Genomic DNA, 24,196 nt, shown 5'->3' with positions numbered 1-24,196 from the left:
ATCCCCCACCCCCTCAGCCCTCACCTCCCCGCTCGTCCGGCGCGTCCTGCTCGGCGAGGATCAGATACAGCCGCTTGCGGGAGTCGTTGATGACCGCGACGGCCTTCTGCCGCTGCTCGGCGGTGCCGGTCTTCCAGACCTGCGCGAACGCCTCCATCAGGCCGAAGCCCGCCTGCCGGATCTCCTGCATCGACTCCCAGTCGACGCCGCGCCCGACCTCCTCCCACGGGGCCCGCGATCCCGCCTCGGCCTCGGCGCGGCCCTCGTCGGTGAGGGCGAACAGCTTCTTCCCGCCCTCGCTCTCACTGCTGATCAGCCCCTCGTCCTCGAGCAGCTGCAGCGTCGGATAGACGGAGCCGGGGCTCGGCCGCCAGGCGCCGGCGCTGCGCTCGGCGATCTCCTGGATCATCTCGTAGCCGTGCATCGGGCGCTCCCGCAGCAGCGCCAGGATCGAGGCGCGGACATCGCCGCGCCGCGCGCGGCCACGCGGTCCGCCCCGGCCGCGGCCACCGAACGGGGGGCCGCCGAAGGGCGGGCCGAACGGACCGAATGCCGCGCGCCGCCCCTCGAAGTCGCCACGGCCGCGGTGACCCGGCCCGCAGTGTTCATGTCCATGGTGACGCATATGACGTTCCCTTCATCGTTGATCTGTCGCGATACCTCAACGATATATCGGAACCGATCGCATGGCAATGCCCTTCCATTTCCATAAACTATGAATATAAAAATGCTATGCTTCGGGCATGAGTCGTCAAGACACCGCTCCTGGCGCGTCCGCCGCCATCGGGGCAGCCCTCTACGGCCTGGCCACCAGGGCCGCGAGACGCCTGCCCCGGGACATGAGCCTGACGTCCGCCGCCACCCTGGCCACCCTGGACCGGACCGGCCCGCGGCGCATCACCGATCTGGCCGCGGTCGAGGGCGTCACCCAGCCCGCGATGACCGCCCTGGTCCGGGTGATGGAGGAGTCCGGCCTGGTCGAGCGGCGGGGCGACGCGTCCGACAAGCGGGTCACGCTGGTGTGCCTGACCGAGGCCGGCGCCTCCTATGTCCGGACGCGGCGCCAGGCGGGCGTCCACGCGTTCGAGCGGTTGATCGGCGAGCTCACCGGCGACGAGGTCGAGGCGCTGGTGGCGGCCCTTCCGGCGCTGAAGCATCTGGCAGAGCTCGAAAGCCAGGACCGCGAAGGGCCGAAGCAGTGACCGGGCAGCCGGTCGGCGGGGGCGCGGTGAAGGCGTTCCCGGTGGCGCGTTCCGAGGCGCGGCTGCTGGTCCCCGCCCTGATCTTCATCGCTCTGGTCGTGGCGGCGGTCGCCAGCCTCGGGACGCCGCTCATCACCAGCGTGGCGACCTCGTTCCACGTCTCGCTCGGCAGCGCGCAGTGGACGCTGACCGTCGCGCTGCTCAGCGGCGCCGTAGCCACGCCGGTCCTGGGCCGGCTCGGAGCCGGCCCGCACCGGCGGGCCACGATCCTCGCCACGCTGGCGGTCGTCGTCGCCGGCAGCGCGCTCACCGTGCTGCCGCTGCCGTTCGCGTGGCTGCTGGCCGGCAGGGCGGCCCAGGGCGTCGGGCTCGGGCTGACGGCGCTGATGATGGGCGTGGCCCGGGACCACCTCCCCGAGGAGCGCAGCGCGGCCGTGATCGCCCTGATCTCGGTGGTCTCGATCATCGGGGCCGGCGTCGGCTACCCGCTGGCCGCACTGCTCGCCGAGCTCGGCGGGGTACGTGCCGCCTACGGCCTCGGCCTGGTCGTCACCGCCGCCGCCCTCCTGACCGCGTGGCGCTCCATGCCCGAAGCCCCCGAAGGCCGCTCCGCCCACGTGGACGTGAAAGGCGCGGTCGTCCTGGCCGCTGCGCTGCTCCTGGTGCTGTTCCTCGCCGGCGAACGGAATCTGTGGAGCCGGCACCTCGCCGTGGCGGCGGGCCTCGCCGTCGTCGCGGTGGTGCTGCTCTGCGTCTGGGCCGTCATCGAGCTGCGCAGCACGACGCCCCTGGTCGATGTGCGGGCGGTGCGGCACCCGGCGGTCGCCGGGGCGAACCTCGCCATGTTCGTCGGCGGGATCGGCATGTACCTCCTGCTCACGCTCATCACCCGGTACGCGCAGACGCCGCACGGCGCCGGCTACGGCTTCGGGCTGACGACCTTCGTCGCCGGGCTGGTCCTCATCCCGTTCTCGGTGCTGGGGTTCGTCGCCGGCAAGCTCACGCCGCGGGTCCGGACGCGGATCGCCGACCCCCTGCTCCTGGCCGGCAGCGCCGTCGTGGTCGGCGGCGGGTTCGCCCTGTTCGCGGCGGCCCGGTCGGACCTGGCCGAACTGTTCGCGGCGATGGGCGTGCTCGGCTTCGGCGTCGGCGGCTTCTCGGCCGCGATGCCCGGCGTCATCCTGGCCGTCACCCCCAAGAGCGAGACGTCGAGCGCCATGAGCTTCAACTACGTCGTCCGCAGCGTCGGGTACTCCCTGGGCAGCGCCATCGGCGGCCTGATCCTCGCCGCGGGCACCGGCCCCGGCCACCTCTTCCCCGACGACAGCGCCTACACCACCGCGGCGCTGGTCGGCATCGGCGCCATGGCGATCACGACGCTGACAAGCCTCGCTCTCGCCCGCCGACGCTCGTCCGAGACCAACCCGTAAGTCAGATGCACTCATCCCAACACTGGAGGTTCCATGCCCAAGGGCTACTGGGTCAGCGTCTACCGCACCATTTCAGACCCTGAGAAGCTGGCTGCTTACAACAAGCTGGCCCGCCTGGCCGTCGAGGCCGGGGGCGGTCGGACCATCGTCCGCGGCGGTCGGGTCGTGGCGTATGACGCCGGAATCGCCGAGCGCACCGTCCTGGTCGAGTTCGACAGCTTCGAGCAGGCCGTCGCGGCGCGCGAGAGTGCGGCCTACCAGGAGGCGTTGGTCGCCCTCTCCGACGGCGTCGAGCGCGACTTCCGCATCGTCGAAGGCATCGACTGACCGAGGTCCAGTCGGATCTTCACTGAAGATTCCGCCATCCTGCTCGTCCTGACGAACCTCGAACTCGACCGCTGACAGACGATCAAGACCGAAGACAGCCGCCCACGACCGGCACGAGCACCCACGGCCTGCGCTTCCTCGCGCTCACCGACGAACGCGGACGCCTGATCTGGATCTCCGCCGCGAGGCCCGGGCGTCGCCGCAGGCCACCGGGGTGGTCAGGGACCAGATCATTTGCGACGGGTCACCGACGCCCTGGCCGGTCCACGCTCCCGGAATTGGCCGTCGTGCGGGTTCCGGGCGGCGCTCTACGGTCGGCGCATGCGCATTCGAATCGTCGACGCCTTCACCGACCGCCCCTTCGCCGGCAACCCGGCCGGGGTCCTCCTCCTGGACACCGACGCGTTCCCCGACGACGACCGGCTCCAGCGGATCGCCGCCGAGGTCAACCTCTCCGAGACCGCCTTCGCCCACCCCCTGCCCGAGGGCGCCGAGGCCGACTGGGCGCTGCGCTGGTTCACCCCGGCCACCGAGGTGCGGATGTGCGGCCACGCCACGCTCGCCACCGCCCACGTCCTGCACACCACGGGCGCCGCGACCGGAACGGTCCGCTTCGCCACGCTCAGCGGGGTGCTGTCGACGACGGCCGGCGACAGCGGCACGATCACCCTGGACTTCCCCGTCTCCCGGCTGACACCACTCGAGGTGTCCCAGGGCGCCGGCGACGCGCTCGGCGCCCGGATCCTGTCCGTCCACCACACCACCCCGTACTTCGACCACCTCCTCGTGGAGCTGGCCGACGAGGCGACCGTGCGCGCCCTGTCCCCGGACCTCGCCGCGCTCGCGCGGACCGGCCACAGCGGCTGCATCGTGACCGCGGCCGCCGAGGACCCGGCCCGCGGCTACGACTTCGTCTCGCGCGTCTTCGCCCCCGCCGTCGGCATCGACGAGGACCCGGTGACCGGCAGCGCCCACACCGCCCTCGCGCCCTTCTGGTCCGCCCGGCTCGGCCGCACCGACCTGACCGGGCTGCAGGCGTCCGCCCGCGGCGGGCTGGTGCGAACCGCGCTGCGCGGCGAGCGCACCCTGCTGACCGGCGCCGCGGTCACCGTCATCGACGGGGAACTGCTCGTCTAGCGCCCAGGTGGGCCGTCTTGGGGTGTCGGCCCGTACGCGGTGGGTGCCCGGCTCCCGGGCGGGTCAGGCCGTGGGCAGCCAGTCCACCCGGCCCGCCAGCAGGGCGTACCCGACGAAGGCCACGATGTCGATCAGGGCGTGCGCGGCGACCAGCGGCCCGACCCGCCCCCAGCGGCGGTAGAGCAGCACGAACACCACGCCCATCGCCATATTGCCGAAGAAGCCGCCGATGCCCTGATAGAGGTGGTACGAGCCGCGCAGCACCGAGCTCGCCAGCAGCGCGGCCATCGGTGTCCAGCCCAACTGCCCGAGCCTGCGCAGCAGATAGCCGACGACGATCACCTCCTCCAGCACCGCGTTCTGCACGGCGGAGGCGATCAGCACGGGGATCTTCCACCACACGTCGGGCAGCGCCTCGGGCACCACCGTCAGATTGGCCCCGGCCGCCCGCGCGCCGAGGTAGAGCAGCAGCCCCGTACCGCCTATCCCGGCCGCCACCGCGGCGCCCCACCCCAGGTCGAAGCCCGGCCGCCGCCGGTCGAAGCCGATGGCGCGCAGCCCGGCGCCCTCCCGCAGCAGCAGATGGGCCACCAGCACGACCGGCACCAGCGCGGTGGCGATGCCGAAGAGCTGCCAGGCCAGATCAAGCCAGGGCCTGCCGGGTGCCGCGGAGGCGTTGAGCGTGGCCGCCTTGTCCTTCAGCCCGCCGGGCGCGGTCACCGAGCCGATAAAGCTGATCAGCGCCGATACGCCGCTCGCGCCCAGCGACAGCGCCAGGACCAGCAGCGTCTCCTGGCGCAGGACGCGTTCCGAGAACCTGCCCTCGGGAGGGGAAAGCTCCATGTCCCGCGCGTGTGACTGCACGCCTGCCTCCAGTTCCGCTTTTCCACCTCGTCGGTGGTCGTGTGCCGCTATGGTCTCGAAAAGAGTTCCGAAGATCACGCGACGGTCAGGGGAGGGCCCCATACCGCTGGCGCCCTCCTGCTCCTGACAGCTTCATCTTCACAGGAGGCGCAGCACATGGGACGCCACAGCCTGCCCGAGGACTCGGCCGACCCTGTCCGCTCACCACGGCAGGACCCTACGGGCTCCCGGTTCTCCGCGCGCCGCCGGGCCGTCGCGGTCTCCACCGCGGTCGCCCTCGCCCTGGCCACCGGTGCTGCGCTGGTCTTGCGCGGCGAACTGCTCGGCCCGATGGAGTCCTGTTCGAACGACGCCGTACGCCTCGGGGTGGCCGCCTCCCCGGACATCGCCCCGGCGCTGCGCGAGGTCGCCGAGCGCGCCCGGTCCGCCCATGTCCGCTCCGACGGCCGCTGCCTCGATGTGAAGGTCACCAGCCGCGCGTCCTACGAGGTGGCCGACGCGCTCGGTGACGACAGCCGCGACCCGGGGTTCCAGGTGTGGCTGCCGGACTCCAGCGTGTGGGTCGACCGCGCGACGTCCTCCCCCGCCAAGTCCGTCCCCCTGGACACGCTCGGCGGCGTCGCGTCCTCGCCGGTCGCCGTGGCGGCGACCCCGTCGGCCGCCAAGCGGCTCGGATGGCCGGAGAAGAAGTACAGCTGGGCCCGGCTGACCGGGGCCGCGTCCGGGGACGAGGATCTGCGGCTCGGGGCCGCGGACCCGGCGCGCAGCGCCACCGGGCTGCTCGCCCTCGCCCGCGTCAACGCCTCGATAGCCAAGGAGAGCGGCGGGCCGGGCAAGGGCGGCGGGGCCGACACGCGGGCCGCCGCCACCGCGAAACTCCTGTCCCAGCGCGTCTCCGACACCGACGATCACGTACTGACCACGCTGCCGCGCGACGACTCGGGCGCGGAGGCGGGCAATCCGCGGCGCAATCAGGCCCTGTTCCTGTCCGAGCAGGCCGCCTACCGCCACAACGCGGCGGCCGGGGGCGCCCCTCGGCTCCGGCTGTTCTATCCCGAGGACGGCACCGCAGAGCTCGACTATCCGTTCACGGTGCTCAATGACGACGCGCTCACCACCGTGCGGGCCCGCGCCGCCACCCGGTTCATGACCTTTCTCTCCGACCCCGGCAACCGCCGGATCCTCGCGCGGCACGGCTTCCGGCCGGCGAGCGGCAAGGCGGTCGAGTCGGTGACCCGTACGGCGGGCGGCAAGGCCCCCCAGCCGTACGCGGTGGTCGCGGCCTCCGGTCCGTCGGGCGCGGAGCTGGAGACCGCGCTGGGCATGTGGACGATCACCGTGCAAAGCGCCCGGCTGAACACGGTCGTCGACGCCTCGGCCTCCATGGCGGCCCCGGTGCCCGGCCGGCGCGGCGAGTCCCGGATGGCCGTCACCAAGGCGGCGTTGCTGCGGGCGCTGGCGCAGTTCACGCCGGAGGACGAGATCGGGCTGTGGGAGTTCTCCCGGCGGCTCGACGGCGCCCGGGACCACCGGGAGCTGGTCCCCACCCGGAGGCTGGGCCTGCGCGCCTCGGACGGGTCCACCCAGCGCGACCGGCTGACGGCCGCCTTCGGCGCCCTGGAGCCGGTGCCGGGCGGGGCGACCGGACTGTACGACACGGCGCTCGCGGCGTACCGGGAGGCACGCGACGGCTATGCGCGGGGCAGGTTCAACGCCGTCGTACTGCTCACCGACGGGTCCAACCAGGACGCGGGCAGCATCTCGCGCAAGGCGCTGGTCCAGGAGCTGGGGCGGCTCGCCGACCCGAGCCGCCCGGTGCCGCTGATCGCCATCGCGGTCGGGCCGGACGCCGACCTGTCCGCGTGCGAGGACATCGCGGAGGCGACCGGAGGCTCGGCGCAGCGGGTGGAGGATCCGGCGCAGATCGACAGCGTGATCCTCAAGGCGATCGTGTCGGCGAGCCGGGCGGGCGCGGGACAGTGACTTTGCGGTGAGTATCGGACAGCGACACGCCGACACAACGGCGTGTCGCTGTCCGATACTCACCGCAATTCAGGCTTCGTCAGCCGGGGAGAGCGGCCGGCCAGGTGTGGACCGGTTCTCCGGTGCGCATCAGCTCGCTGTAGCGGCGGGTCATCGCCGCCAGCGCGGCGTCCCGTTCGAGGCCGCTCTCCCGCGCCCGGTGGTACGCGGCGGCCTGCCAGGACGCGCCGTTGACCCGCCGCCGGCAGCGCTCCTCGATGATCCCCAGGTAGCGCTCGCGGTCGGCTGGCTCGACGCCCCACGCGTCGAGCCCGGCGGCGGCCAGCGGCAGCAGCTCCTCCTGGACGAGCCGGACGGCGGGGATCCGCACGGTGGACGAGGAGCGGCCGCCCGGCTTGGGCCACCGCAGGACCGCGTCGATGCCATGGCGGCAGGCCACCTCGAAGTTGGCCGCCGCGGTCTCGAACGGCAGCCGCTTCCACACCGGGCGCGGCTCCTCCGCGAGCGCCCGCACCAGGCCGTAGTAGAAGGCGGCGTTGGCGATGACATCGCTGACGGTGGGCCCGGCGGGCAGTACGCGGTTCTCCACCCGCAGATGCGGCACGCCGTCGGCGACCGCGTACACGGGGCGGTTCCAGCGGTAGATGGTGCCGTTGTGCAGCACCAACTCGTTCAGCAGCGGCACCCCGCCGTCGTCCAGCACCCGCAGCGGGTCCTCGTCCTCCGCGGTCGACAGCAACGGCGGGAAGAAGCGCAGGTTCTCCTCGAAGAGCTCGTACGCGTCGCTGATCCAGCGCTCGCCGAACCAGGTGCGCGGGCGCACGCCCTGGGCCGCGAACTCCGGCGGCCGGACGTCGGTGGCCTGCAGGAACAGCGGCGGACGGGATTCGCTCCACACTTCCCGGCCGAAGAGGAAGGGCGAGTTGGCGCCCACCGCGATCTGTGCGGCGGCGACCGCCTGGGCCGCGTTCCACACCGCCGCGAACCGGCCCGGGGTCACCTGCAGATGCAGCTGGACCGAGGTGCAGGCGGCCTCGGGGGCGATCGACCCGGAGGCGTAGCGGAACCGCTCCTCGCCCTCGACATCGATCAGGAAATCCTCGCCGCGGGCGGCCAGCATCTGTTCGTTGAGAAGTTTGTAGCGGTCGTCGTAGGAGAGGTTGGTGGAGCCCAGGTCGCGGGCGGCAAGGGTCGGGAGAATTCCGATCATAACGATCTCGGAGTCCACTTCCCCCGCCTTGCGATCGGCATATGACAAACCCGTCCGGAGCTCTTCCGCCAACTGGTCGAGAACCCTTCCGTGCAAACGGTGGGGCACGATGTTTACTTCAAGATTGCACTGTCCGAGTTCGGTCTGGAAATCATGGCTGGCGATTCTCTCCAGAACCTCGGCGTTCATCATCCTCGGCATCCCGTCGGCCCCCGCGAGATTCAGCTCGATCTCCAGCCCCATGAGATTCCTCGGGCGGTCGAAACGCTTCTCGGCCAGGAGCCGGGCCAGCGCATCCAGGCCCTGCCGGAGCCTGGCGCGCTGCCGCTGCCGCCCGGACGGATCGAACTCCCCGGCTACGACCTTCTCCCCCATCGAAGCGTCCCTTCCTCGAGTGGATCAACGGCCCCCGGCCGCGTACATCACGCTCGATGATGCCCAGCCAATGTGATCGATAACGCCACACGCGGACCGCTCAACCGATAGGCTCTGCACAGCGCCGCATTGCCGTGATGAAAAACACCATCCAGATCAAGCCTACCCGGGCTGGGTTAAAATGCCAGGTCATATCCGTGCATATGGCAGAGAATCGGCGAAAATCCCCTAGTCATGGCGGGCCGGATAAGTGCTTGCCGCGCAATACCGGGGACAGATACATGAAACACGACGGGAACACTTGTCGTATAAACTCGGCAACCGAGGCAGAGAGACGCCGCCCTGACATCTCGTCAGAGCCCCTCTGACCCGCGTACACCGACAGCGCCATCCGTACCTGGCACGCCAGCGCTCCACCGTGTCTCCGAAGTGAGAGGCGACCCACCATGCCGCTGCACGTCCCCTCGGCTCCAGCGCCTGCTCTGAACAGCATCCGCACGGCCCTTGGCTCTCCCACCGCCGTCCGCACCCCGCTCCTCGGCTCCCTCGACGGACCCTTCGAGCTCGAACTCCCCCTGCCCGTCCACGTCCTGGACGACATCACCGCCCCCGACGGCCCGCCCCGGGCCCGGCTCACCGGCTGGCGGTTCCTGATCCGCGACGGTGAGCGCACGGTGGCCTCCGCCGAGGCGATGCTGACCGCCGACGGCTGGGTCTTCTCGCACTTCTCCGAAGGCCCGTATGTGTCCTCGGCCGAACTGGCGCTGAGCCAGGCCGAGTCGCTGTCGTCAACCGAGGACAGGGGCTACCAGCCCCGGCTGCTGTCCATCCCGGAGCTGTACATGCTGACGCTGTGGCTGCGCGGCGATCCTGACGCCGACGCCGAAGAGGGCCACCTCGCCGCCGCCGACCTGCTGGTGCCGCTCACCCCCGCCCCGCCCGGGATCGCCGCTCACCGCGCGCACCGCGCCGCGGACCTGCTGCCGGTGCTCACCCTCCGGCTGACGCGGACGCCGCCGCTGCTGGGCTCCTCGGCCTGACCCCCTGCGGCGGCCGCCGCCCGCGCCCGAGCGCCCCGTGGTCCTCGAGGTCACGGGGCGCTCCGCTGCGGGCTCGTAACAGTCCCGTCAGGAAGAACCGCCGACCGGGTGGATGCGTCATTATCTAGCAAGCACCGGTGCCGCGAAATCCGTGCGGAAACCGGCCCGCAGGGCAACACTTGGAGCAACCGACCGACTGACCAACGGGGGGCGGCCATGACTGCCGCAGCAAGCCACAGGACACTCACCACACCCCAGCGAGAGATCCCTTCCATGTGCCAGCACCAGCCACCGTGCCCGTCAGCCGACTCCGCCGACCGGGAGGCCGCCCATCTCGTGGCGCACCACCCCGAGCAGGGCTGGAGCCTGCTGTGCAACGGCGTCCTCCTCTTCGAGGACACCGGTGAGCTCCTGCCGGACGGGCAGATCATCGCCCCGCACCGGCCGCTGGACACCGAGCGCGTCGTCACGGCGGCCTGAACACCCGTCGTCACGGCGGCCTGAACACCCAGGGGCCGGCCCGGCATCTCTGCCGCACCGGCCCCGTACCCGACCGGGCGTGCCCGGTCAGCTCTCGTACGACTCCACCGGCGGGCAGGAGCAGACCAGGTTGCGGTCGCCGAAGGCGCCGTCGATCCGCCGCACCGGCGGCCAGTACTTGTCGGCCGGCGACACACCGGCCGGGAAGGCCGCCTCCGCCCGGGTGTAGGGGTGCTCCCACTCCCCGCTGAGCGCGGCCGCCGTGTGCGGGGCGTTCCGCAGCGGGTTGTCGTCCTGGGGCCACTCCCCCGAGCCGACCTTCTCGATCTCCGCCCGGATCGCGATCATCGCCTCGCAGAACCGGTCGAGCTCCGCCAGGTCCTCGCTCTCCGTCGGCTCGATCATCAGCGTGCCGGCGACCGGGAACGACATCGTGGGCGCGTGGAACCCGTAGTCGACCAGCCGCTTGGCCACATCGTCCACGCTTACGCCGGTCGCCTTGGTCAGCGGCCGCAGATCGACGATGCACTCGTGGGCGACCAGGCCGCCGGGGCCGGTGTAGAGCACCGGGTAGTGCGGCTCCAGGCGCTTGGCGATGTAGTTGGCGCCGAGCACCGCCACCTGGGTGGCCCGGCGCAGCCCCTCGGCGCCCATCAGCCGGACGTACGCCCAGGAGATGGGCAGGATGCCCGCCGAACCCCAGGGCGCGGCCGCGACCGGGCCCACGCCGGTCGCCGGGCCCGCCGCGGGCTGCAGGGGGTGGTTGGGCAGATACGGCGCCAGGTGCTCGCGCACCGCGACCGGGCCCACGCCGGGACCGCCGCCGCCGTGCGGGATGCAGAAGGTCTTGTGCAGGTTCAGATGGGACACATCGCCGCCGAACCTGCCCGGCCGGGCCAGCCCCACCAGGGCGTTCAGGTTCGCGCCGTCCACGTAGACCTGGCCGCCCGCGTCGTGCACGGCCGCGCAGATCTCGCTGATGTGCTCCTCGAACACGCCGTGGGTGGAGGGGTAGGTGACCATCAGGACGGCCAGTTCGTCGCCGTACTGCTCGATCTTGGCGCGCAGGTCGTCGGCGTCCACCTCGCCGTCCTCGCCGGTCTTGACCACGACGACCTTCATGCCCGCCATCACGGCGCTGGCGGCGTTGGTGCCGTGCGCGGAGGACGGGATGAGGCAGACGGTGCGCCGCTCCTCGCCGTTCGCCCGGTGGTAGGCGCGCACGGCCAGCAGCCCGGACAGCTCGCCCTGCGATCCCGCGTTCGGCTGCAGGGAGACCTTGTCGTAGCCGGTGACCTCGGCCAGCCGCTCCTCCAGCTCGCGGATCAGCGTCAGATAGCCCTGGGCCTGCTCGACGGGCGCGAAGGGGTGCAGCGCCCCGAACTCCGGCCAGGTGACCGGCTCCATCTCGGTGGTCGCGTTGAGCTTCATGGTGCACGAGCCGAGCGGGATCATGCCCCGGTCCAGGGCGTAGTCGCGGTCGGCCAGGCGCCGCAGATAGCGCAGCATCGCGGTCTCGGAGCGGTGCTGGTGGAAGACCGGGTGGGTCAGATAGGCGTCGTCGCGCAGCAGGTCCTCAGGGAGCGCGTCGGCCGCGGCGGCGTCCAGCTCGTCGATGGCGGGCAGCCCGCCGTCCACGCCGAAGGCCGACCACACGGCGGCGAGCTGGGCGCGCCCGGTGGTCTCGTCGCAGGCGATGCCCACATGGTCGGCGTCGGTCAGCCGCAGGTTGACCCCGGCCTCGCGGGCCGCGGCGTGGACCTCGGCGGCCCTGCCCGGGACATGGGCGGTGAGGGTGTCGAAGAACGCACCGTGCACGATCTCCACGCCCCCGGCCCGCAGTCCCTCGGCGAGCACGGCCGCGTAGCGGTGGGTGCGCCGGGCGATGGTCCGCAGGCCCTCCGGGCCGTGGTAGACGGCGTACATCCCGGCCATCACGGCCAGCAGCACCTGGGCGGTGCAGATGTTGCTGGTGGCCTTCTCGCGGCGGATGTGCTGCTCGCGGGTCTGCAGGGCCAGGCGGTACGCCTTGTCTCCGTCGGCGTCGACCGAGACGCCCACCAGGCGGCCCGGCAGGCTGCGGGCGTAGGCCTCGCGGACGGCCATGAAACCGGCGTGCGGCCCGCCGAAGCCCATCGGCACGCCGAACCGCTGGCTGTTGCCGACGGCGATGTCGGCGCCCAGCTCCCCGGGCGAGGTGAGCAGGGTGAGGGCGAGCAGATCGGCGGCGACGGTGACCACGGCGCCGAGCTCATGGGCCCGCTCGATGACCGGGCGCAGGTCGCGCACCGCGCCGGAGGCGCCCGGGTACTGCAGCAGCACGCCGAACACCCCGCGCTCGGCCACCTCGGCCGGTATGCCCGCCGAGAGGTCGGCGACGACCACCTCGACGCCGGTGGGCTCGGCCCGGGTCCGGATGACCGCGACGGTCTGCGGCAGGGTGTCGGCGTCGATCAGGAACACGCCCTGCTTGACCTTGCCCACCCGCCGCGACAGCGCCATGGCCTCGGCGGCGGCGGTGGCCTCGTCGAGCAGCGAGGCGCCCGCGGTCGGCAGCCCGGTGAGGTCGGCGACGACGGTCTGGAAGTTGAGCAGCGCCTCCAGCCGGCCCTGGGAGATCTCCGGCTGGTAGGGCGTGTACGCGGTGTACCAGGCAGGGCTCTCCAGCACGTTGCGCAGGATCACCGGCGGGGTGAACGTCCCGTAGTAGCCCAGGCCGATCATCGGGGCGAGCGTCTGGTTGCGCTCGGCCAGGCCGCGCAGCTCGGCCAGCACCTCGGCCTCGGTGCGGGCCGGGGGCAGCCGCAGCTCCTCGGCGCTCCTGATGACCTCCGGCACGGCGGCCTGGGTGAGTTCGTCGAGGGAGCCGAAGCCGACCTGCGCGAGCATCTTGGCCTGCGCCTCGGAGTCCGGTCCGATATGGCGCCGCTCGAACGGAGTACCGCGTTCCAGCTCGGTCAGTGAGGTGCGGTTGGCGGTCATCTGCGAGGCCTCCTGGTCTGTACGACCGACGAGGGGCACCACGGTACGGGTGCCCGAACGGCCTCCCCCTCTGTCATCTCGACCTGAGAGCTTCACCGGGCCCGCGGGCGGCGACCCGGCTTTCACCGTCGGTGAGGAGGGGTCACGGAGCCGTGCTCGTCCGTGGCCCACCCTGCTTTCCAGAGTGACCTCACCCGCGCGGTACGTGTGCCTGAGAGATTCCGGGGAGGAGTTGCTCCTTCGGCGCCTCCGACAACGTCGGCGGAGGACTCTCCCGCACGGGGTCTGCAGCCACCGTCAGCCTACCAGCGAGCCTGCCGCCAGGGATTTTGAGCAAGCGCTCGAGTGGACGCGCGCGGCGTTGTGTCTTTTCGTAGGAAACACGAAGAATCAAGAGCATCGCCGGGCAGTCATGAAAAAAGCCACCTGTGGGAGAGAGTGTGCAGACCGACATCGATCCGCGGACCCTCATCGGCCGGAAGGCCTACGACCGCGATGGCGCGAAGATCGGCACCGTGGACGAGGTCTACCTCGACGACGCGACCGGCGAGCCGGAGTGGGCGGCGGTACGCACCGGCCTGTTCAGCCGGGACGTGTTCGTGCCTCTCGAACCCAGCGAGGTCATCGACGACGCGCTGCGGGTGCCGTACGAGCGGGCGCTCATCAAGGACGCGCCGGACTTCGGGGTCGGCCGCCATCTGTCGCCCGAGCAGGAGCTGCAGCTCTACCACCACTACGGTCTGGACGTGACCGGCTGACCCGGGGTGTCGGCCTCGCTCGCGGCGGGCCGGAGCAGCGGCAGCGGCTCCGCGGGCTCCAGCGCCGGGTCGTCGACCGCGAAGGTCCGCACCCGGCCCGGCTCGGACCAGGGCTCCTCGAACCGCACCGTCACCCGGCCGACCCCGCTGCCCTGCACCCACCCCGCCCCGTACTCGGCGTGTCGTACATCGGAGCCGGGCGGCCAGCGGCGGGGCCGGTCGACGCCCTCGTCCTCCTCCAGGGCCGCCGGGGCGGGCTCCGGTATCCCCCCGGCCTCCCGCGTCCCCTCCGCGGCACCGTGGGCCTCCTGGGCCTCATGAGCGGCCTGGGCGGCCTGGGCGGCCTGGGCGAACAGATCCTCCTGGGTGTAGTCCGCCAGGCCGCTCACGCCCACTCCCAGCAGCCGCACGCCCGCCGTGGTGTCCACACCTTCCAGCAGCCGCGCCGCGGCCTCCCGCACCACGGCCGGATCGTCCGTCGGCCCGCGCAGCGTCTCGGACCGGGTCAGCGTGGAGAAGTCGTAACGCCGCACCTTGAGCACGACCGTGCGCCCCGAACGGCCGGCCCCGCGCAGCCGCCGCACACACCGGTCGGCCAGCCGCGCCACCTCCAGCTGCACCCGCGTGCGGTCGGTGAGGTCGACGTCGTACGTGTCCTCCACCGATACGGACTTCGCGTCCCGCTCGGCGACGACCGGCCGGTCGTCCCGCCCGCAGGCCATGGTGTACAGCGAGGCGCCATGGGCCTTGCCCAGCAGCCGGACCAGCTCCTCCTCCCCCGCCTCCCGGGTCTCGGCGACGGTGGTGATCCCGGCCCGGCGCAGCGCCTCCGCGGTGGCCGGGCCCACCCCGGGCAGGGTGCGCACCGTCAGCGGCCCCAGCAGCTCCCGCTCGGTGCCCGGCTCGATGACCACCAGACCGTCGGGCTTGGCCCGCTCGGAGGCGATCTTGGCAAGCATCTTGGACCCCGCCAGGCCCACCGAGCCGGTCAGCCCGGTCGCGGCCACGATGTCCCCGCGCAGCCGCTCCCCCACGGCCCGCGCCGCCTCGGAACTGGCCGGAACGCCACCCGCCTCCAGATCCACGAACGCCTCGTCCAGGCTCAGCGGCTCGACCAGCGGGGACAGGTCCGCCAGCAGGGCCATGACCCTGTCACTCACCTGGCGGTACAGGGAGAAGCGGGGGGTGAGGTATGCCGCGTTCGGAGCCAGGCGGCGGGCCTGGGCCATCGCCATGGCCGAATGGACCCCGAACACCCGCGCCTCGTAGGAGGCCGTGGCCACCACGCCGCGCGGCCCCAGCCCGCCGACGATCACCGGCTTGCCGCGCAGGCTGGGCTTGGCCGCCTGCTCCGCCGAGGCGTAGAAGGCGTCCATGTCCAGATGCAGAATCGTCGGCGCACCCCTCACACCTACAGATGCTGCCGCATGCCACTGACAATCGGGCGGATGCCCGTCAGGTGAGGCGGTCGGGTGGGTCAGCCGGCGCGGTTGCGGCGCCGCGCGAGCTCGTCGGCGGGGTTGTGCCCCACCAGCGTCTCGCCGGTGTCCACCCGCTCGCCGTGGAGCTGCTCCAGCGCGCTCTCCACGTCCCGCCACACCACGCCCACGGCGATCCCGAAAACGCCCTGACCGCCCTGGAGGAGGTCGACCACCTCGTCGGGCGAGGTGCATTCGTAGACCGTCGCACCATCGCTCATCAGCGTCATCTGGGCGAGGTCGTCAAGGCCGCGGGAGCGCAGGTGCTGGACGGCGGCCCGGATGTTCTGCAGGGACACGCCGGTGTCCAACAGCCGCTTGACGATCTTGAGGACGACCACGTCCCGGAAGCTGTAGAGCCGCTGGCTGCCCGAGCCGTACGCGGGCCGCACGCTCGGCTCCACGAGCCCGGTGCGCGCCCAGTAGTCCAGCTGGCGGTAGGTGATACCGGCAGCCGCGCAGGCGGTCGGCCCGCGATACCCCACCTTCTCGGGCTTCGCCACGGCGCCTTCCCGCGGCGGCGCGGCCTGAGCCGCCACCCGCGCCTTCAGTACCGGTTCGGCCGGTGCGCTCCCGGGGAGCGTGTACGGACCGCCTGCCGCCGTGCCGTCGCCGCTGCTTCTCACGCCGACCTCCGTCCTCGACCTGCCTTCTCGACGGTAGGCAGTCACCCGGGGTGCGTCAACGATCGCCACACTCGGCACGCCGAGTGATAATCACCCTAAGGGTGGTTTCCCTTATCCCTCTGCCGGGAAAGGCTACTCGAATGTGCTGTCGAGGACCGGCGGACAGCACATTCAGCCGGCGGACAGCCACGCTCACGGTCCGCCGCCACACGGCCGCCGATGGCTCACTGACTGCTGGTGCCGAAGTCCTCGGGCGAGATCTGGTCGAGGAACTCGCGGAACTTCTCCACCTCGTCCTCCTGCTCGTCCGGGATGGCGATCCCCGCGTCGTCCAGCACCCCGTCACTGCCGTAGATCGGCGTGCCGGTGCGCAACGCCAGCGCTATGGCGTCGGACGGCCGGGCGCTGACCTCCACGCCGCTGGCGAACACCAGCTCCGCGTAGAAGACACCCTCGCGCAGGTCCGTGATCCGGACTTCCGTGAGCTGCTGGCCGACCGCGTCGAGCACGTCCTTGAAGAGGTCGTGGGTCAGCGGGCGCGCCGGAGCCATGCCCTGCTGAGCGAAGGCGATCGCGGTCGCCTCTCCCGGTCCGATCCAAATCGGGAGGTAGCGGTCGCCTCCTACCTCGCGCAGGAGCACGATCGGTTGGTTGGAGGGCATCTCCACCCGGACACCCACGACGTCGAGCTCGTTCACACAGCAACCCTAGGACGTGCCCGGCCGGTTTGGATAGTCGGGACCGAGCCGGTCACCGGGAACCGGCCCGCAGAGCGGACTGGACAAAGGCCGCATGAAGCCGCACGGACAGCTCGGCCAGCTCCCGTGCGCTGGCCTCCGCATGGGCTCTGGTCTGCGGATTCGGGTGTCGCCGCAGGGGTGCGACCACCTGCTCGAGCAGTCCCGCCTCGCGCTCCGCGGCGCCTTTCATGATCCTCAAATGACGTGGTTCCAGACCGAAACGACCCAGGTCCGTGACGAGCCCGGCGATGGTCACCGCCTCGATGTCGTACCCGCCGTCCGCGCCCGGCCCGATCAGCCCGAACGACTCCCACTCGGCCAGCTTCCCCTCGTCGATCCCGGCGGCGGCCAGCAGCTCGGCCCGGCCCACGCGGGCGGCCGTGGGGCGCTCCACGGCGCTCTGGGCCCCCTCCCCGGCCGATCCTTCCGGCAGGGCGCCGGGGGCCGCGGCGGGCAGCTGTGGCCGCTCTCCCCGCTCCAGGGCGTCCAGATGCTCCCGGATGACTTTCAGTGGCAGGTAGTGGTCACGCTGCATCCGCAGGACATGGCCGAGCCGCTCCACGTCCTCCGGGCTGAATTTGCGGTAGCCGGAGGGCGTGCGCCGCGGCTCGACCAGGCCCTCCGCCTCCAGGAAACGGATCTTGGAGAGGGTGACCTCGGGGAATTCGTCCCGCAACAGATTCAGCACGGTGCCGATGCTCATCGCCCGGCCGCCCGCGGGGGCGGTGCCGGTGTCGGCACCGCCCGACGGTGTCTGAAGCATGGACCTCCCCTGACGGGTCAGATGCCGAAGCCCCGCTGGCTCGGGTAGAAGACCAGCCGGTACTTGCCGATCTGCACCTCGTCGCCGCTGTTCAGGATGGCCGAGTCGATCGCCTCGCGGTTGACGTACGTCCCGTTCAGGCTGCCGACGTCCGCGACGGTGAAGGAGCCGTCCTGGCCGCGCCGGAACTCCACATGGCGGCGCGAGACCGTCACGTCGTCCAGGAAGATGTCGCTCTGCGGATGACGGCCGGCCGTGGTCACATCGCTGTCCAGCAGGAAGCGGCTGCCGGAGTTCGGCCCGCGGCGGACCACCATCAGCGCGGACCCCGGGGGCAGCGCCTCGACGGCCGCCTGGGCCTCCGGGGAGAGCGCGGGCAGCGGAGTCTGCCCGGTCACCTCGGAGTCGTACGCCTCAAGACCGGAGATCGAGATGGTGGACGTGGTCTCCGAAGCGCGCTCGGAGGGCGCCTGGCCCCGCAGCGGCGCGCCACAGTTGGAGCAGAACCGGCTGGCCTCGGCGTTCTGATGGCCGCACCTCTGACATACCGGCAAGCCGAACCCTCCGCCCGTGTTCGCGGTCGATGGCTCCCCGAAACCTATGCGTCCGGACGCGGAAGGGTCAACAGAAGGCGCGCCCTGACCACCCGGAATGCCGCCACCGTCCCGGAACAGCGGACGCTCCTCGCTCACCCCGCTCTCCTCCGCGGTACGCGGCGCACGGTGGCGGGCGGTGCTGCTGCCGCCGTCCTGGCGCGCGCTCTTGCCGAACAACTTCCCGAACAACTTCACGGGCGATTCCCCTTGACTGAAACAGACCCGCCCGTGGGGCAGGGCAAACCCTCGATGCACACACCAGACGGTCCGGACACACTCACAACGTCCGTGACCACCAGACAGTTTCCATCACGCGCGACTCTTCCGGTGCGCCGACCCCCCGCGTCCTCGTCGTCTCGCCGCGAGACTCCCATACCTGACCACCTCACCGCGACGACGACCGAGCGTAGTCAGGCCGCTTCGCCGACCGCAAGGCGTCGACGACGATCTTCTCCGAGCGCTCGATGGACACGGTGGCCTGCTCCTTCTCCAGGCTCTGCACCACTCCGCCCGGAATGTTCAGGGCCGGCTCCAAGTCCTCCGGCTTGCCGATGACCTTGATCACGTACGGCTGTGTCACTTTCCGTCCATCGATTTCCACCCCGCCGCCGGCGTCCGCGAAGTACGTGCTGGCGACCACCCGCACCTTGCCGATCTGGATGGCCTCGGCCCCGGCGGCGCGCAGCTCCTGGACCGCGTCGAGCAGCATGTCCGACTCCACGGTGCCCTTCGACGCGTCGATCCTCATCGTGATGCCCGGCCCCTCGGCGGCGACGGTGCCCGCGAGCACACCGAGCTGCTGCTCCTTCTGGGCCGTCTGCTTACGGGCCTCCTCGGCCCGGTCCGAGCTGTTCTCCAGCTCGGTCTGCTGCGACTCCAGCCGCTGCTTCTCGTCCCTCAGCCGCTGGGTGCGGTTGTCCAGCTCGTCGAGGATGCGCACCAGGTCCTCCTGCCGGGCGCCGCGCAGCACGCTGTTCTCATTGGTCGAGCGCACCTGGATGGCCAGACCGAGGCCGAGGCCGAACAGCAGGAGCGCGACGATGAGTTGAGCCCGCGTCAGCCGCGGCGGCCACAGGCCCTGCACCAGCCGCTGACGGCCGTTGGACGGCTCCTGGGCCTTCGGGGCCGTCTCGGCCTCCGCGCGGTCCTCTGGACCGTCTCCGGGCCCCTCGCCGGACTCCTCGCCAGGACGCTCGCCCGGCTCCTGGGCCTGCTCTCGGGCCGGCTCCAGGGCCTGCTCCCGGGGAGGCGCGGTCTCCCGCCGTTCCTCCTCGGCCTTCTCCTGTCGCGCATCAGGCCTGGTCCCGGGGGTGCGCGGTTCCTTCCCCACGGTGTCGTCCGTCGTCATCGGCTCACGCCCGGAAGACATGGCGGCGGATGGCGGCGGCGTTGGAGAAGATCCGGATGCCGAGCACGACCACGACACCGGTGGACAGCTGGGCACCGACCCCGAGCTTGTCGCCGAGGAAGACGATCAGCGCGGCGACCACCACATTGGACAGGAACGAGACGACGAAGACCTTGTCGTCGAAGATCCCGTCGAGCATCGCCCGGAAGCCGCCGAACACCGCGTCGAGTGCGGCGACGACGGCGATCGGCAGATAGGGCTCGACCACCGTCGGCACCACGGGTTGGACGACAAGTCCGACCACGACTCCCACGATGAGGCCCAATACGGCGATCACGATGTGCCCTTCCCTGTGTCGGTGCCGCCCTTCCCGGCGCCACCGCCTATCGGTTCTGCGGTTCGTACGATCAGACTCGGCGCGGCCGGGAGCCGCACCTCGTCCGCGGCGGAAATGCTCGTGCGGATGCCGTAGTTTTCGTGCAGTACATGCAGGTACTGTCCGTCGGCACTGTCCTGGAAGGTCGTGCTCAGCCGCCGTCCGTCCCCCACCGCGAGCACCGTGTACGGCGGCACCAGCGGCTTGTTGTCGACCAGTATGGCGTCTCCCGCGGCCCTGATCGCCGACAGGGCCGTCAGCCGCTGCCCGTTGATCGAGACGGCCTCCGCGCCCGATTCCCACAGACCGTTGACGACCCGCTGCAGATCGCGGTCGCGCACCCGGCCCGTATCGGAGAAGCCGGTGCTCTGCCGCGGCCCTCCGCCGCCCTGGTCCGCCTCCTTGGCGTCATTGACGACCAGCTTGACCCCGGGGCCCTCCACCTCGGTCGCCCCGGACAGCAGCGCGAGCAGCTCGCCCTTGTCCCCGCCGTGCTCCTCCAGCGCCTGCCGCTGCCGGTCGCCGACCTCCTTGCGGAGCCTGTCCAGGCTCTTCTGGAGGTCGTCCGCGTTCGAGTTCCCCGACTCGATGCGGTCGATCAGCTTTTCCCGCTCCTTGGCCAGCTTCGGCGCCGATATCCGGGCCTCGTCGGCGCCGATCGTCACGATGCCCGCGGCCAGCACCAGCCCCGCGGCCAGCACCAGCTTGCCGCGCAGGGTGCGCGGCAGGCCCCGCCGACGCTCCGTGCCCTTGCGCGCGGCGGCCTCGGCATACCCCTCGTCGAGACTGTGGTCCATCACATTCGTCAGCAGCGACATGGACGCGTCGACACGTGGACGGGGGCTCGGCGGAGCTGTGCTCCGAACGGGGGGCTGCTGCGGCATGCCGCACATCGTCGCACGTCGGGGGCGCTGCCGCCGAATGGCCCCACCGGCGCGCCGGGAGCGGGCCATGGGCGGCCGCGGGCCCCCGGGCGCGCCCGGGGGCCACCTACGGGTTCTCTGACGCCCCCCACCAGGGGGAACGGATCACCGCCCGGCGCTGTCCACCACGGCGGACCACTCATCGAGCAGCGCCTGCGCGGACGCGTCGTCCGGTCCCTCGGCCCACAGATGGGTGACCGCCTCGGCGGGGTCGGGCAGCACCATCACCCAGCGCCCGTCGGCCTCGACCACCCGCACCCCGTCGGTGGTGTCGACGGACCGGTCGCCCGCCGCCTCCACCACGCGGCGCATGACCAGACCCTTGACCGCCCACGGAGTGGCCAGATCCCGCCGCAGGACATGCGCGCGCGGAATGCGGGCGTCGATCTGGCTGAGGGTGAGCTGGGTACGGGCGACCAGCCCGATGAGGCGTACGAAGGCCGCCGTGCCGTCGAAGACGCTGCTGAACTCGGGGATGATGAAGCCGCCGCGCCCGTCCCCGCCGAAAATGGTGCCCTCGGCCCTGGTGACCCGCGTCAGGTCGTCGGCCGCGGTCGTCGTCCACTCCACCTGCGTGCCGTGGTACGCCGCCACCTGCTCGGCGATGCGCGTGGTGGTCACCGGCAGCGCCACCCGTCCACTGCGGCGCTCCGCGGCCACCAGGTCCAGCATGACCAGCAGGGCCCGGTCGTCCTCCACGATGCGCCCCCGCTCGTCCACCAGCGAGAGCCGCTCCCCCACCGGGTCGAAGCGCACGCCGAAGGCCGCGCGGGCCGAGGCGACGATCTCACCGAGCCGCACCAGACCCGAGCGGCGGGCCTCCGCCGTCTCGGTGGGACGCGATTCGTTCAGGCCGGGGTTGATGGTCAGCGCGTCGACGCCGAGCCGGCCGAGCAGGCTGGGCAGAACGAGGCCGGCGCTGCCGTTCGTGGCGTCCACGACAACTTTGAGGCCGGATTCGGCGATGCCGCTGGTGTCCACGGCACGCAGCAGGGAGCCGGTGTACGAGTCGAAGACGCTCGACGGGAAGCTGAGGTCGCCGATCTCCCCGGGGAACGCCCGCCGGTACTCCTGGCGCGCGTACACCCGGTCCAGCTTCCGCTGCCCGGCGGCGGACAAGTCGGCGCCGCGCTCGTCGAAGAACATGATGTCGACGGAGTCGGGCACACCGGGCGAGGTACGGATCATGATCCCGCCGGCGCTGCCGCGCGCGGTCTGCTCACGGGCCACCGGCAGCGGCACGTTCTCCAGGTCCCGCACATCGATGGCGCTGGTCTGGAGGGCCGAGATCACGGCTCGTTTGAGCGCCCGCGCACCACGGGAGTGGTCACGCGCGGTGGTGACCGTCGAGCCCTTCTTGAGGGTCGTCGCATAGGCGCCGGCGAGTCGTACGGCGAGCTCCGGGGTGATCTCCACATTCAGGATCCCGGACACGCCGCGGGCCCCGAAGAGATGGGCCTGACCGCGCGACTCCCAGATGACCGAGGTGTTGACGAAGGCGCCGGCCTCGATTGTCTTGAACGGATACACCCGGACGTTGCCCTGGACGATCGATTCCTCACCGATCAGGCACTCGTCACCGATGACCGCGCCGTCCTCGATCCGGGCCGCCCGCATGACGTCGGTGTTCTTTCCGATGACGCAGCCGCGGAGATTGGCCTGCTGCCCGACGTACACGTTGTCGTGGACCACGGCCTTGTGGAGGAAGGAGCCGCTCTTGACGACGACGTTGGACCCGACGACGGTGTGCTCGCGGATCTCCGCGTCCGCCTCCACCTTCGCGTAGTCACCGATGTAGAGCGGGCCGCGCAGCACGGCGTCCTGATGCACCTCGGCACCCTCGGCGACCCACACCCCCGGGGAGATCTCGAAGCCGTCGATTTCGACGTCGACCTTGCCCTCCAGCACATCGGCCTGGGCCTTCACATAGCTCTCGTGGGTGCCGACGTCCTCCCAGTAGCCCTCGGCGACATAGCCGTAAATCGGCTTGCCTTCCTTCATCAGCTGCGGGAAGACATCACCGGACCAGTCGACGGGCACATCGGGCTCGACATAGTCGAAGACCTCCGGCTCCATCACATAGATGCCGGTGTTGACGGTGTCGGAGAAGACCTGACCCCAGGTGGGCTTCTCCAGGAAGCGCTCGACCCGGCCGCCCTCGTCGACGATGGTGATCCCGAACTCGAGGGGATTGGGCACGCGGGTCAGACAGACCGTGACCATCGCCCCGTTCTGCTTGTGGAAATTGATCAGCTCGGTGAGGTCGAAATCCGTCAGGGCATCACCCGAAATCACGAGAAAGGCATCGTCCTTGAGTGCCTCTTCCGCGTTCTTGACGCTGCCGGCGGTGCCGAGTGGCTTTTCCTCATTGGCGTATGTGAGCTCCATGCCGAGCTCCTCGCCGTCCCCGAAGTAGTTCTTGACCAGCGATGCGAGGAACTGGACGGTCACCACTGTCTCGCACAGACCATGCCGCTTGAGCAGCCGCAGCACATGCTCCATGATCGGCCGGTTGGCCACCGGCAGCAGCGGCTTGGGCATCGTCGAGGTCATCGGGCGCAGGCGAGTACCCTCGCCACCCGCCATCACGACGGCCTTCATGTCGGAAGCGTCCTCCTTGAAGAGACGACGGTCATGCCGACTGACGCACCCCGATGGCCCACATACCTTTCGCATACGGACAGCCCGCCCTTACGGGCTCCCACATCAGCGAGCTCAGTCGGCCGCGGCGTCCGCCTTGACGAGACGGCGGACCTGGACCACGTAGAGGACTCCTGCCCACCAATAGAGCGTTGTACCCCATCCGGCGAACGCCCATCCGAAAATAGCAGCGATTGTGTGAAGTGGGCCACTTCCATCACTCAGAAGGAGCAACGGGAAGGCGTACATCAGGTTGAAGGTCGCCGCCTTGCCGAGGAAGTTGACCTGGGGCGGGGGATAGCCATGACGTCGCAGGATGCCGACCATGACCAGCAGCACCAACTCCCGCGCGAGAAGCACCGCGGTCAGCCAGATCGGCAGGATCTCGCGCCAGGTCAGGCCGACGAGTGTAGACAGAATGTAGAGGCGGTCGGCCGCAGGATCCAGTATCCGGCCAAGGCTGCTGATCTGGTTCCAGCGGCGGGCCAGCTTCCCGTCGAGATAGTCGCTCACACCGCTGAGCGCCAGTACGAGCAGCGCCCATTCGTCGCTCTTCGGCCCGCCGAACTCGGGCCGCAGGATCAGCCACAGGAAAAGCGGCACGCCGACCAGACGCGCGGCGCTGAGGATGTTCGGGATGGTGAGCACGCGGTCGGTCTGGACGCGTGTCTCCTGGACCTCCACCCGGGAGCCTCCTGTGGGAACGGTGCCGATGGATGCCCCATGACCTTACCGGTAGGCTATCGAGGCCCTGGCACGGGGCCCCGGACACAACAAAAAGCTCCGGGCGGAAACCAATGGCTCCCGCCCGGAGCTTTTCAAAAATTGTTCGGCGGCGTCCTACTCTCCCACAGGGTCCCCCCTGCAGTACCATCGGCGCTGAAAGGCTTAGCTTCCGGGTTCGGAATGTAACCGGGC

22 protein-coding genes, 1 rRNA gene and 1 riboswitch are annotated in these 24,196 nt (G+C 71.0%); of the genes, 8 read left to right on the top strand and 15 right to left on the bottom strand.

Annotated features, from left to right (window positions below):
- Positions 1–13: 13 nt before the first annotated feature.
- A complete protein-coding gene (locus ACFZDL_RS06055) occupies positions 14–625 on the bottom strand; it encodes a PadR family transcriptional regulator (RefSeq protein WP_353593090.1) in 612 nt (203 codons plus the stop codon).
- A gap of 214 nt (positions 626–839) precedes the next feature.
- Here ACFZDL_RS06055 and ACFZDL_RS06050 point away from each other — a divergent pair, with 214 nt between their 5' ends.
- The 4 genes from ACFZDL_RS06050 to ACFZDL_RS06035 all read left to right on the top strand — a co-directional run bounded on the left by ACFZDL_RS06050 (position 840) and on the right by ACFZDL_RS06035 (position 4,096).
- On the top strand, positions 840–1,202 hold the full coding sequence (locus ACFZDL_RS06050; RefSeq protein WP_014173936.1) for a MarR family winged helix-turn-helix transcriptional regulator: 363 nt from the start codon (positions 840–842) through the stop codon (positions 1,200–1,202).
- Positions 1,199–2,632, top strand: coding sequence for an MFS transporter (locus ACFZDL_RS06045; protein WP_353593089.1), 1,434 nt, complete (start codon positions 1,199–1,201; stop codon positions 2,630–2,632). The genes ACFZDL_RS06050 and ACFZDL_RS06045 overlap by 4 nt, the downstream gene beginning before the upstream one ends.
- A 33-nt stretch (positions 2,633–2,665) precedes the next feature.
- Complete coding sequence (locus tag ACFZDL_RS06040) at positions 2,666–2,959, top strand: DUF1330 domain-containing protein (RefSeq protein WP_353593088.1); 294 nt, start codon at positions 2,666–2,668, stop codon at positions 2,957–2,959.
- Between the two features lie 321 nt (positions 2,960–3,280).
- Positions 3,281–4,096, top strand: coding sequence for a PhzF family phenazine biosynthesis protein (locus tag ACFZDL_RS06035; protein ID WP_353593087.1), 816 nt, complete (start codon positions 3,281–3,283; stop codon positions 4,094–4,096).
- Positions 4,097–4,159: 63 nt separating this feature from the next.
- Here ACFZDL_RS06035 and ACFZDL_RS06030 read toward each other — a convergent pair whose 3' ends face one another.
- Positions 4,160–4,939, bottom strand: coding sequence for a type II CAAX endopeptidase family protein (locus ACFZDL_RS06030; RefSeq protein WP_353593086.1), 780 nt, complete (start codon positions 4,937–4,939; stop codon positions 4,160–4,162).
- A 177-nt stretch (positions 4,940–5,116) separates the two neighbouring features.
- Here ACFZDL_RS06030 and ACFZDL_RS06025 point away from each other — a divergent pair, with 177 nt between their 5' ends.
- Positions 5,117–6,943 carry a substrate-binding and VWA domain-containing protein gene (locus tag ACFZDL_RS06025; RefSeq protein ID WP_353593085.1) on the top strand — a complete coding sequence of 609 codons (1,827 nt, stop codon included), beginning with the start codon at positions 5,117–5,119 and terminating at the stop codon, positions 6,941–6,943.
- A gap of 79 nt (positions 6,944–7,022) precedes the next feature.
- On the opposite strand, the gene ACFZDL_RS06020 is transcribed toward ACFZDL_RS06025, so the two are convergent.
- Entirely contained in the window at positions 7,023–8,528 is a 1,506-nt protein-coding gene (locus ACFZDL_RS06020) for a glutamate--cysteine ligase (protein ID WP_353593084.1), read from the bottom strand.
- A 446-nt stretch (positions 8,529–8,974) separates the two neighbouring features.
- On the opposite strand from ACFZDL_RS06020, the gene ACFZDL_RS06015 reads away from it, so the two are divergent.
- Together ACFZDL_RS06015 and ACFZDL_RS06010 are read left to right on the top strand one after the other, a co-directional pair.
- Entirely contained in the window at positions 8,975–9,568 is a 594-nt protein-coding gene (locus tag ACFZDL_RS06015; protein WP_353593083.1) for a hypothetical protein, read from the top strand.
- Between the two features lie 273 nt (positions 9,569–9,841).
- Entirely contained in the window at positions 9,842–10,048 is a 207-nt protein-coding gene (locus ACFZDL_RS06010; protein WP_319699373.1) for a DUF5999 family protein, read from the top strand.
- Between the two features lie 87 nt (positions 10,049–10,135).
- Here the strand turns inward: ACFZDL_RS06010 and gcvP are convergent, their stop codons facing one another.
- Positions 10,136–13,030, bottom strand: coding sequence for an aminomethyl-transferring glycine dehydrogenase (gene gcvP, locus ACFZDL_RS06005; protein ID WP_353593082.1), 2,895 nt, complete (start codon positions 13,028–13,030; stop codon positions 10,136–10,138).
- Positions 13,031–13,219: 189 nt separating this feature from the next.
- Positions 13,220–13,317: riboswitch (glycine riboswitch) on the bottom strand.
- Between the two features lie 153 nt (positions 13,318–13,470).
- Here gcvP and ACFZDL_RS06000 point away from each other — a divergent pair.
- On the top strand, positions 13,471–13,788 hold the full coding sequence (locus ACFZDL_RS06000; protein WP_353593081.1) for a PRC-barrel domain-containing protein: 318 nt from the start codon (positions 13,471–13,473) through the stop codon (positions 13,786–13,788).
- On the opposite strand, the gene ACFZDL_RS05995 is transcribed toward ACFZDL_RS06000, so the two are convergent.
- The 11 genes from ACFZDL_RS05995 to rrf all read right to left on the bottom strand — a co-directional run.
- Positions 13,764–15,197: a DNA polymerase IV gene (locus tag ACFZDL_RS05995; protein ID WP_353593080.1), complete on the bottom strand. Its 1,434-nt coding sequence runs from the start codon at positions 15,195–15,197 to the stop codon at positions 13,764–13,766. The genes ACFZDL_RS06000 and ACFZDL_RS05995 overlap by 25 nt on opposite strands.
- Positions 15,198–15,265: 68 nt before the next feature.
- Entirely contained in the window at positions 15,266–15,892 is a 627-nt protein-coding gene (locus tag ACFZDL_RS05990) for a MerR family transcriptional regulator (RefSeq protein ID WP_353593079.1), read from the bottom strand.
- A gap of 224 nt (positions 15,893–16,116) precedes the next feature.
- Positions 16,117–16,590, bottom strand: a complete 474-nt coding sequence (locus ACFZDL_RS05985; RefSeq protein WP_014181304.1) for a bifunctional nuclease family protein — start codon at positions 16,588–16,590, stop codon at positions 16,117–16,119.
- A 52-nt stretch (positions 16,591–16,642) separates the two neighbouring features.
- Entirely contained in the window at positions 16,643–17,395 is a 753-nt protein-coding gene (locus ACFZDL_RS05980) for a MerR family transcriptional regulator (RefSeq protein ID WP_353593078.1), read from the bottom strand.
- Between the two features lie 17 nt (positions 17,396–17,412).
- Positions 17,413–18,246 (bottom strand): FHA domain-containing protein, encoded by an 834-nt coding sequence (locus ACFZDL_RS05975; protein WP_353593077.1) that lies wholly within the window; start codon positions 18,244–18,246, stop codon positions 17,413–17,415.
- Between the two features lie 130 nt (positions 18,247–18,376).
- The gene (locus tag ACFZDL_RS05970; protein WP_353593076.1) at positions 18,377–19,339 is read right to left on the bottom strand and encodes a DUF881 domain-containing protein; all 963 of its coding nucleotides are present in this window, start codon (positions 19,337–19,339) and stop codon (positions 18,377–18,379) included.
- A gap of 4 nt (positions 19,340–19,343) precedes the next feature.
- Positions 19,344–19,676, bottom strand: coding sequence for a small basic family protein (locus ACFZDL_RS05965; protein ID WP_319699350.1), 333 nt, complete (start codon positions 19,674–19,676; stop codon positions 19,344–19,346).
- A complete protein-coding gene (locus ACFZDL_RS05960; RefSeq protein ID WP_353593075.1) occupies positions 19,673–20,608 on the bottom strand; it encodes a DUF881 domain-containing protein in 936 nt (311 codons plus the stop codon). The genes ACFZDL_RS05965 and ACFZDL_RS05960 overlap by 4 nt, the downstream gene beginning before the upstream one ends.
- A 135-nt stretch (positions 20,609–20,743) precedes the next feature.
- Complete coding sequence (locus ACFZDL_RS05955) at positions 20,744–23,239, bottom strand: mannose-1-phosphate guanyltransferase (protein WP_353593074.1); 2,496 nt, start codon at positions 23,237–23,239, stop codon at positions 20,744–20,746.
- Positions 23,240–23,353: 114 nt separating this feature from the next.
- Positions 23,354–23,962: a CDP-alcohol phosphatidyltransferase family protein gene (locus ACFZDL_RS05950; RefSeq protein ID WP_353593073.1), complete on the bottom strand. Its 609-nt coding sequence runs from the start codon at positions 23,960–23,962 to the stop codon at positions 23,354–23,356.
- Between the two features lie 143 nt (positions 23,963–24,105).
- A 5S ribosomal RNA gene (rrf, locus tag ACFZDL_RS05945) occupies positions 24,106–24,196 on the bottom strand; the annotation flags it as partial.

Source organism: Streptomyces sp. NPDC007917 (assembly GCF_042959105.1).
GTDB lineage: Bacteria > Actinomycetota > Actinomycetes > Streptomycetales > Streptomycetaceae > Streptomyces.
The sequence above is the reverse complement of the archived record's forward strand: the minus strand, read 5'-3'. Positions and strand labels throughout refer to the sequence as shown.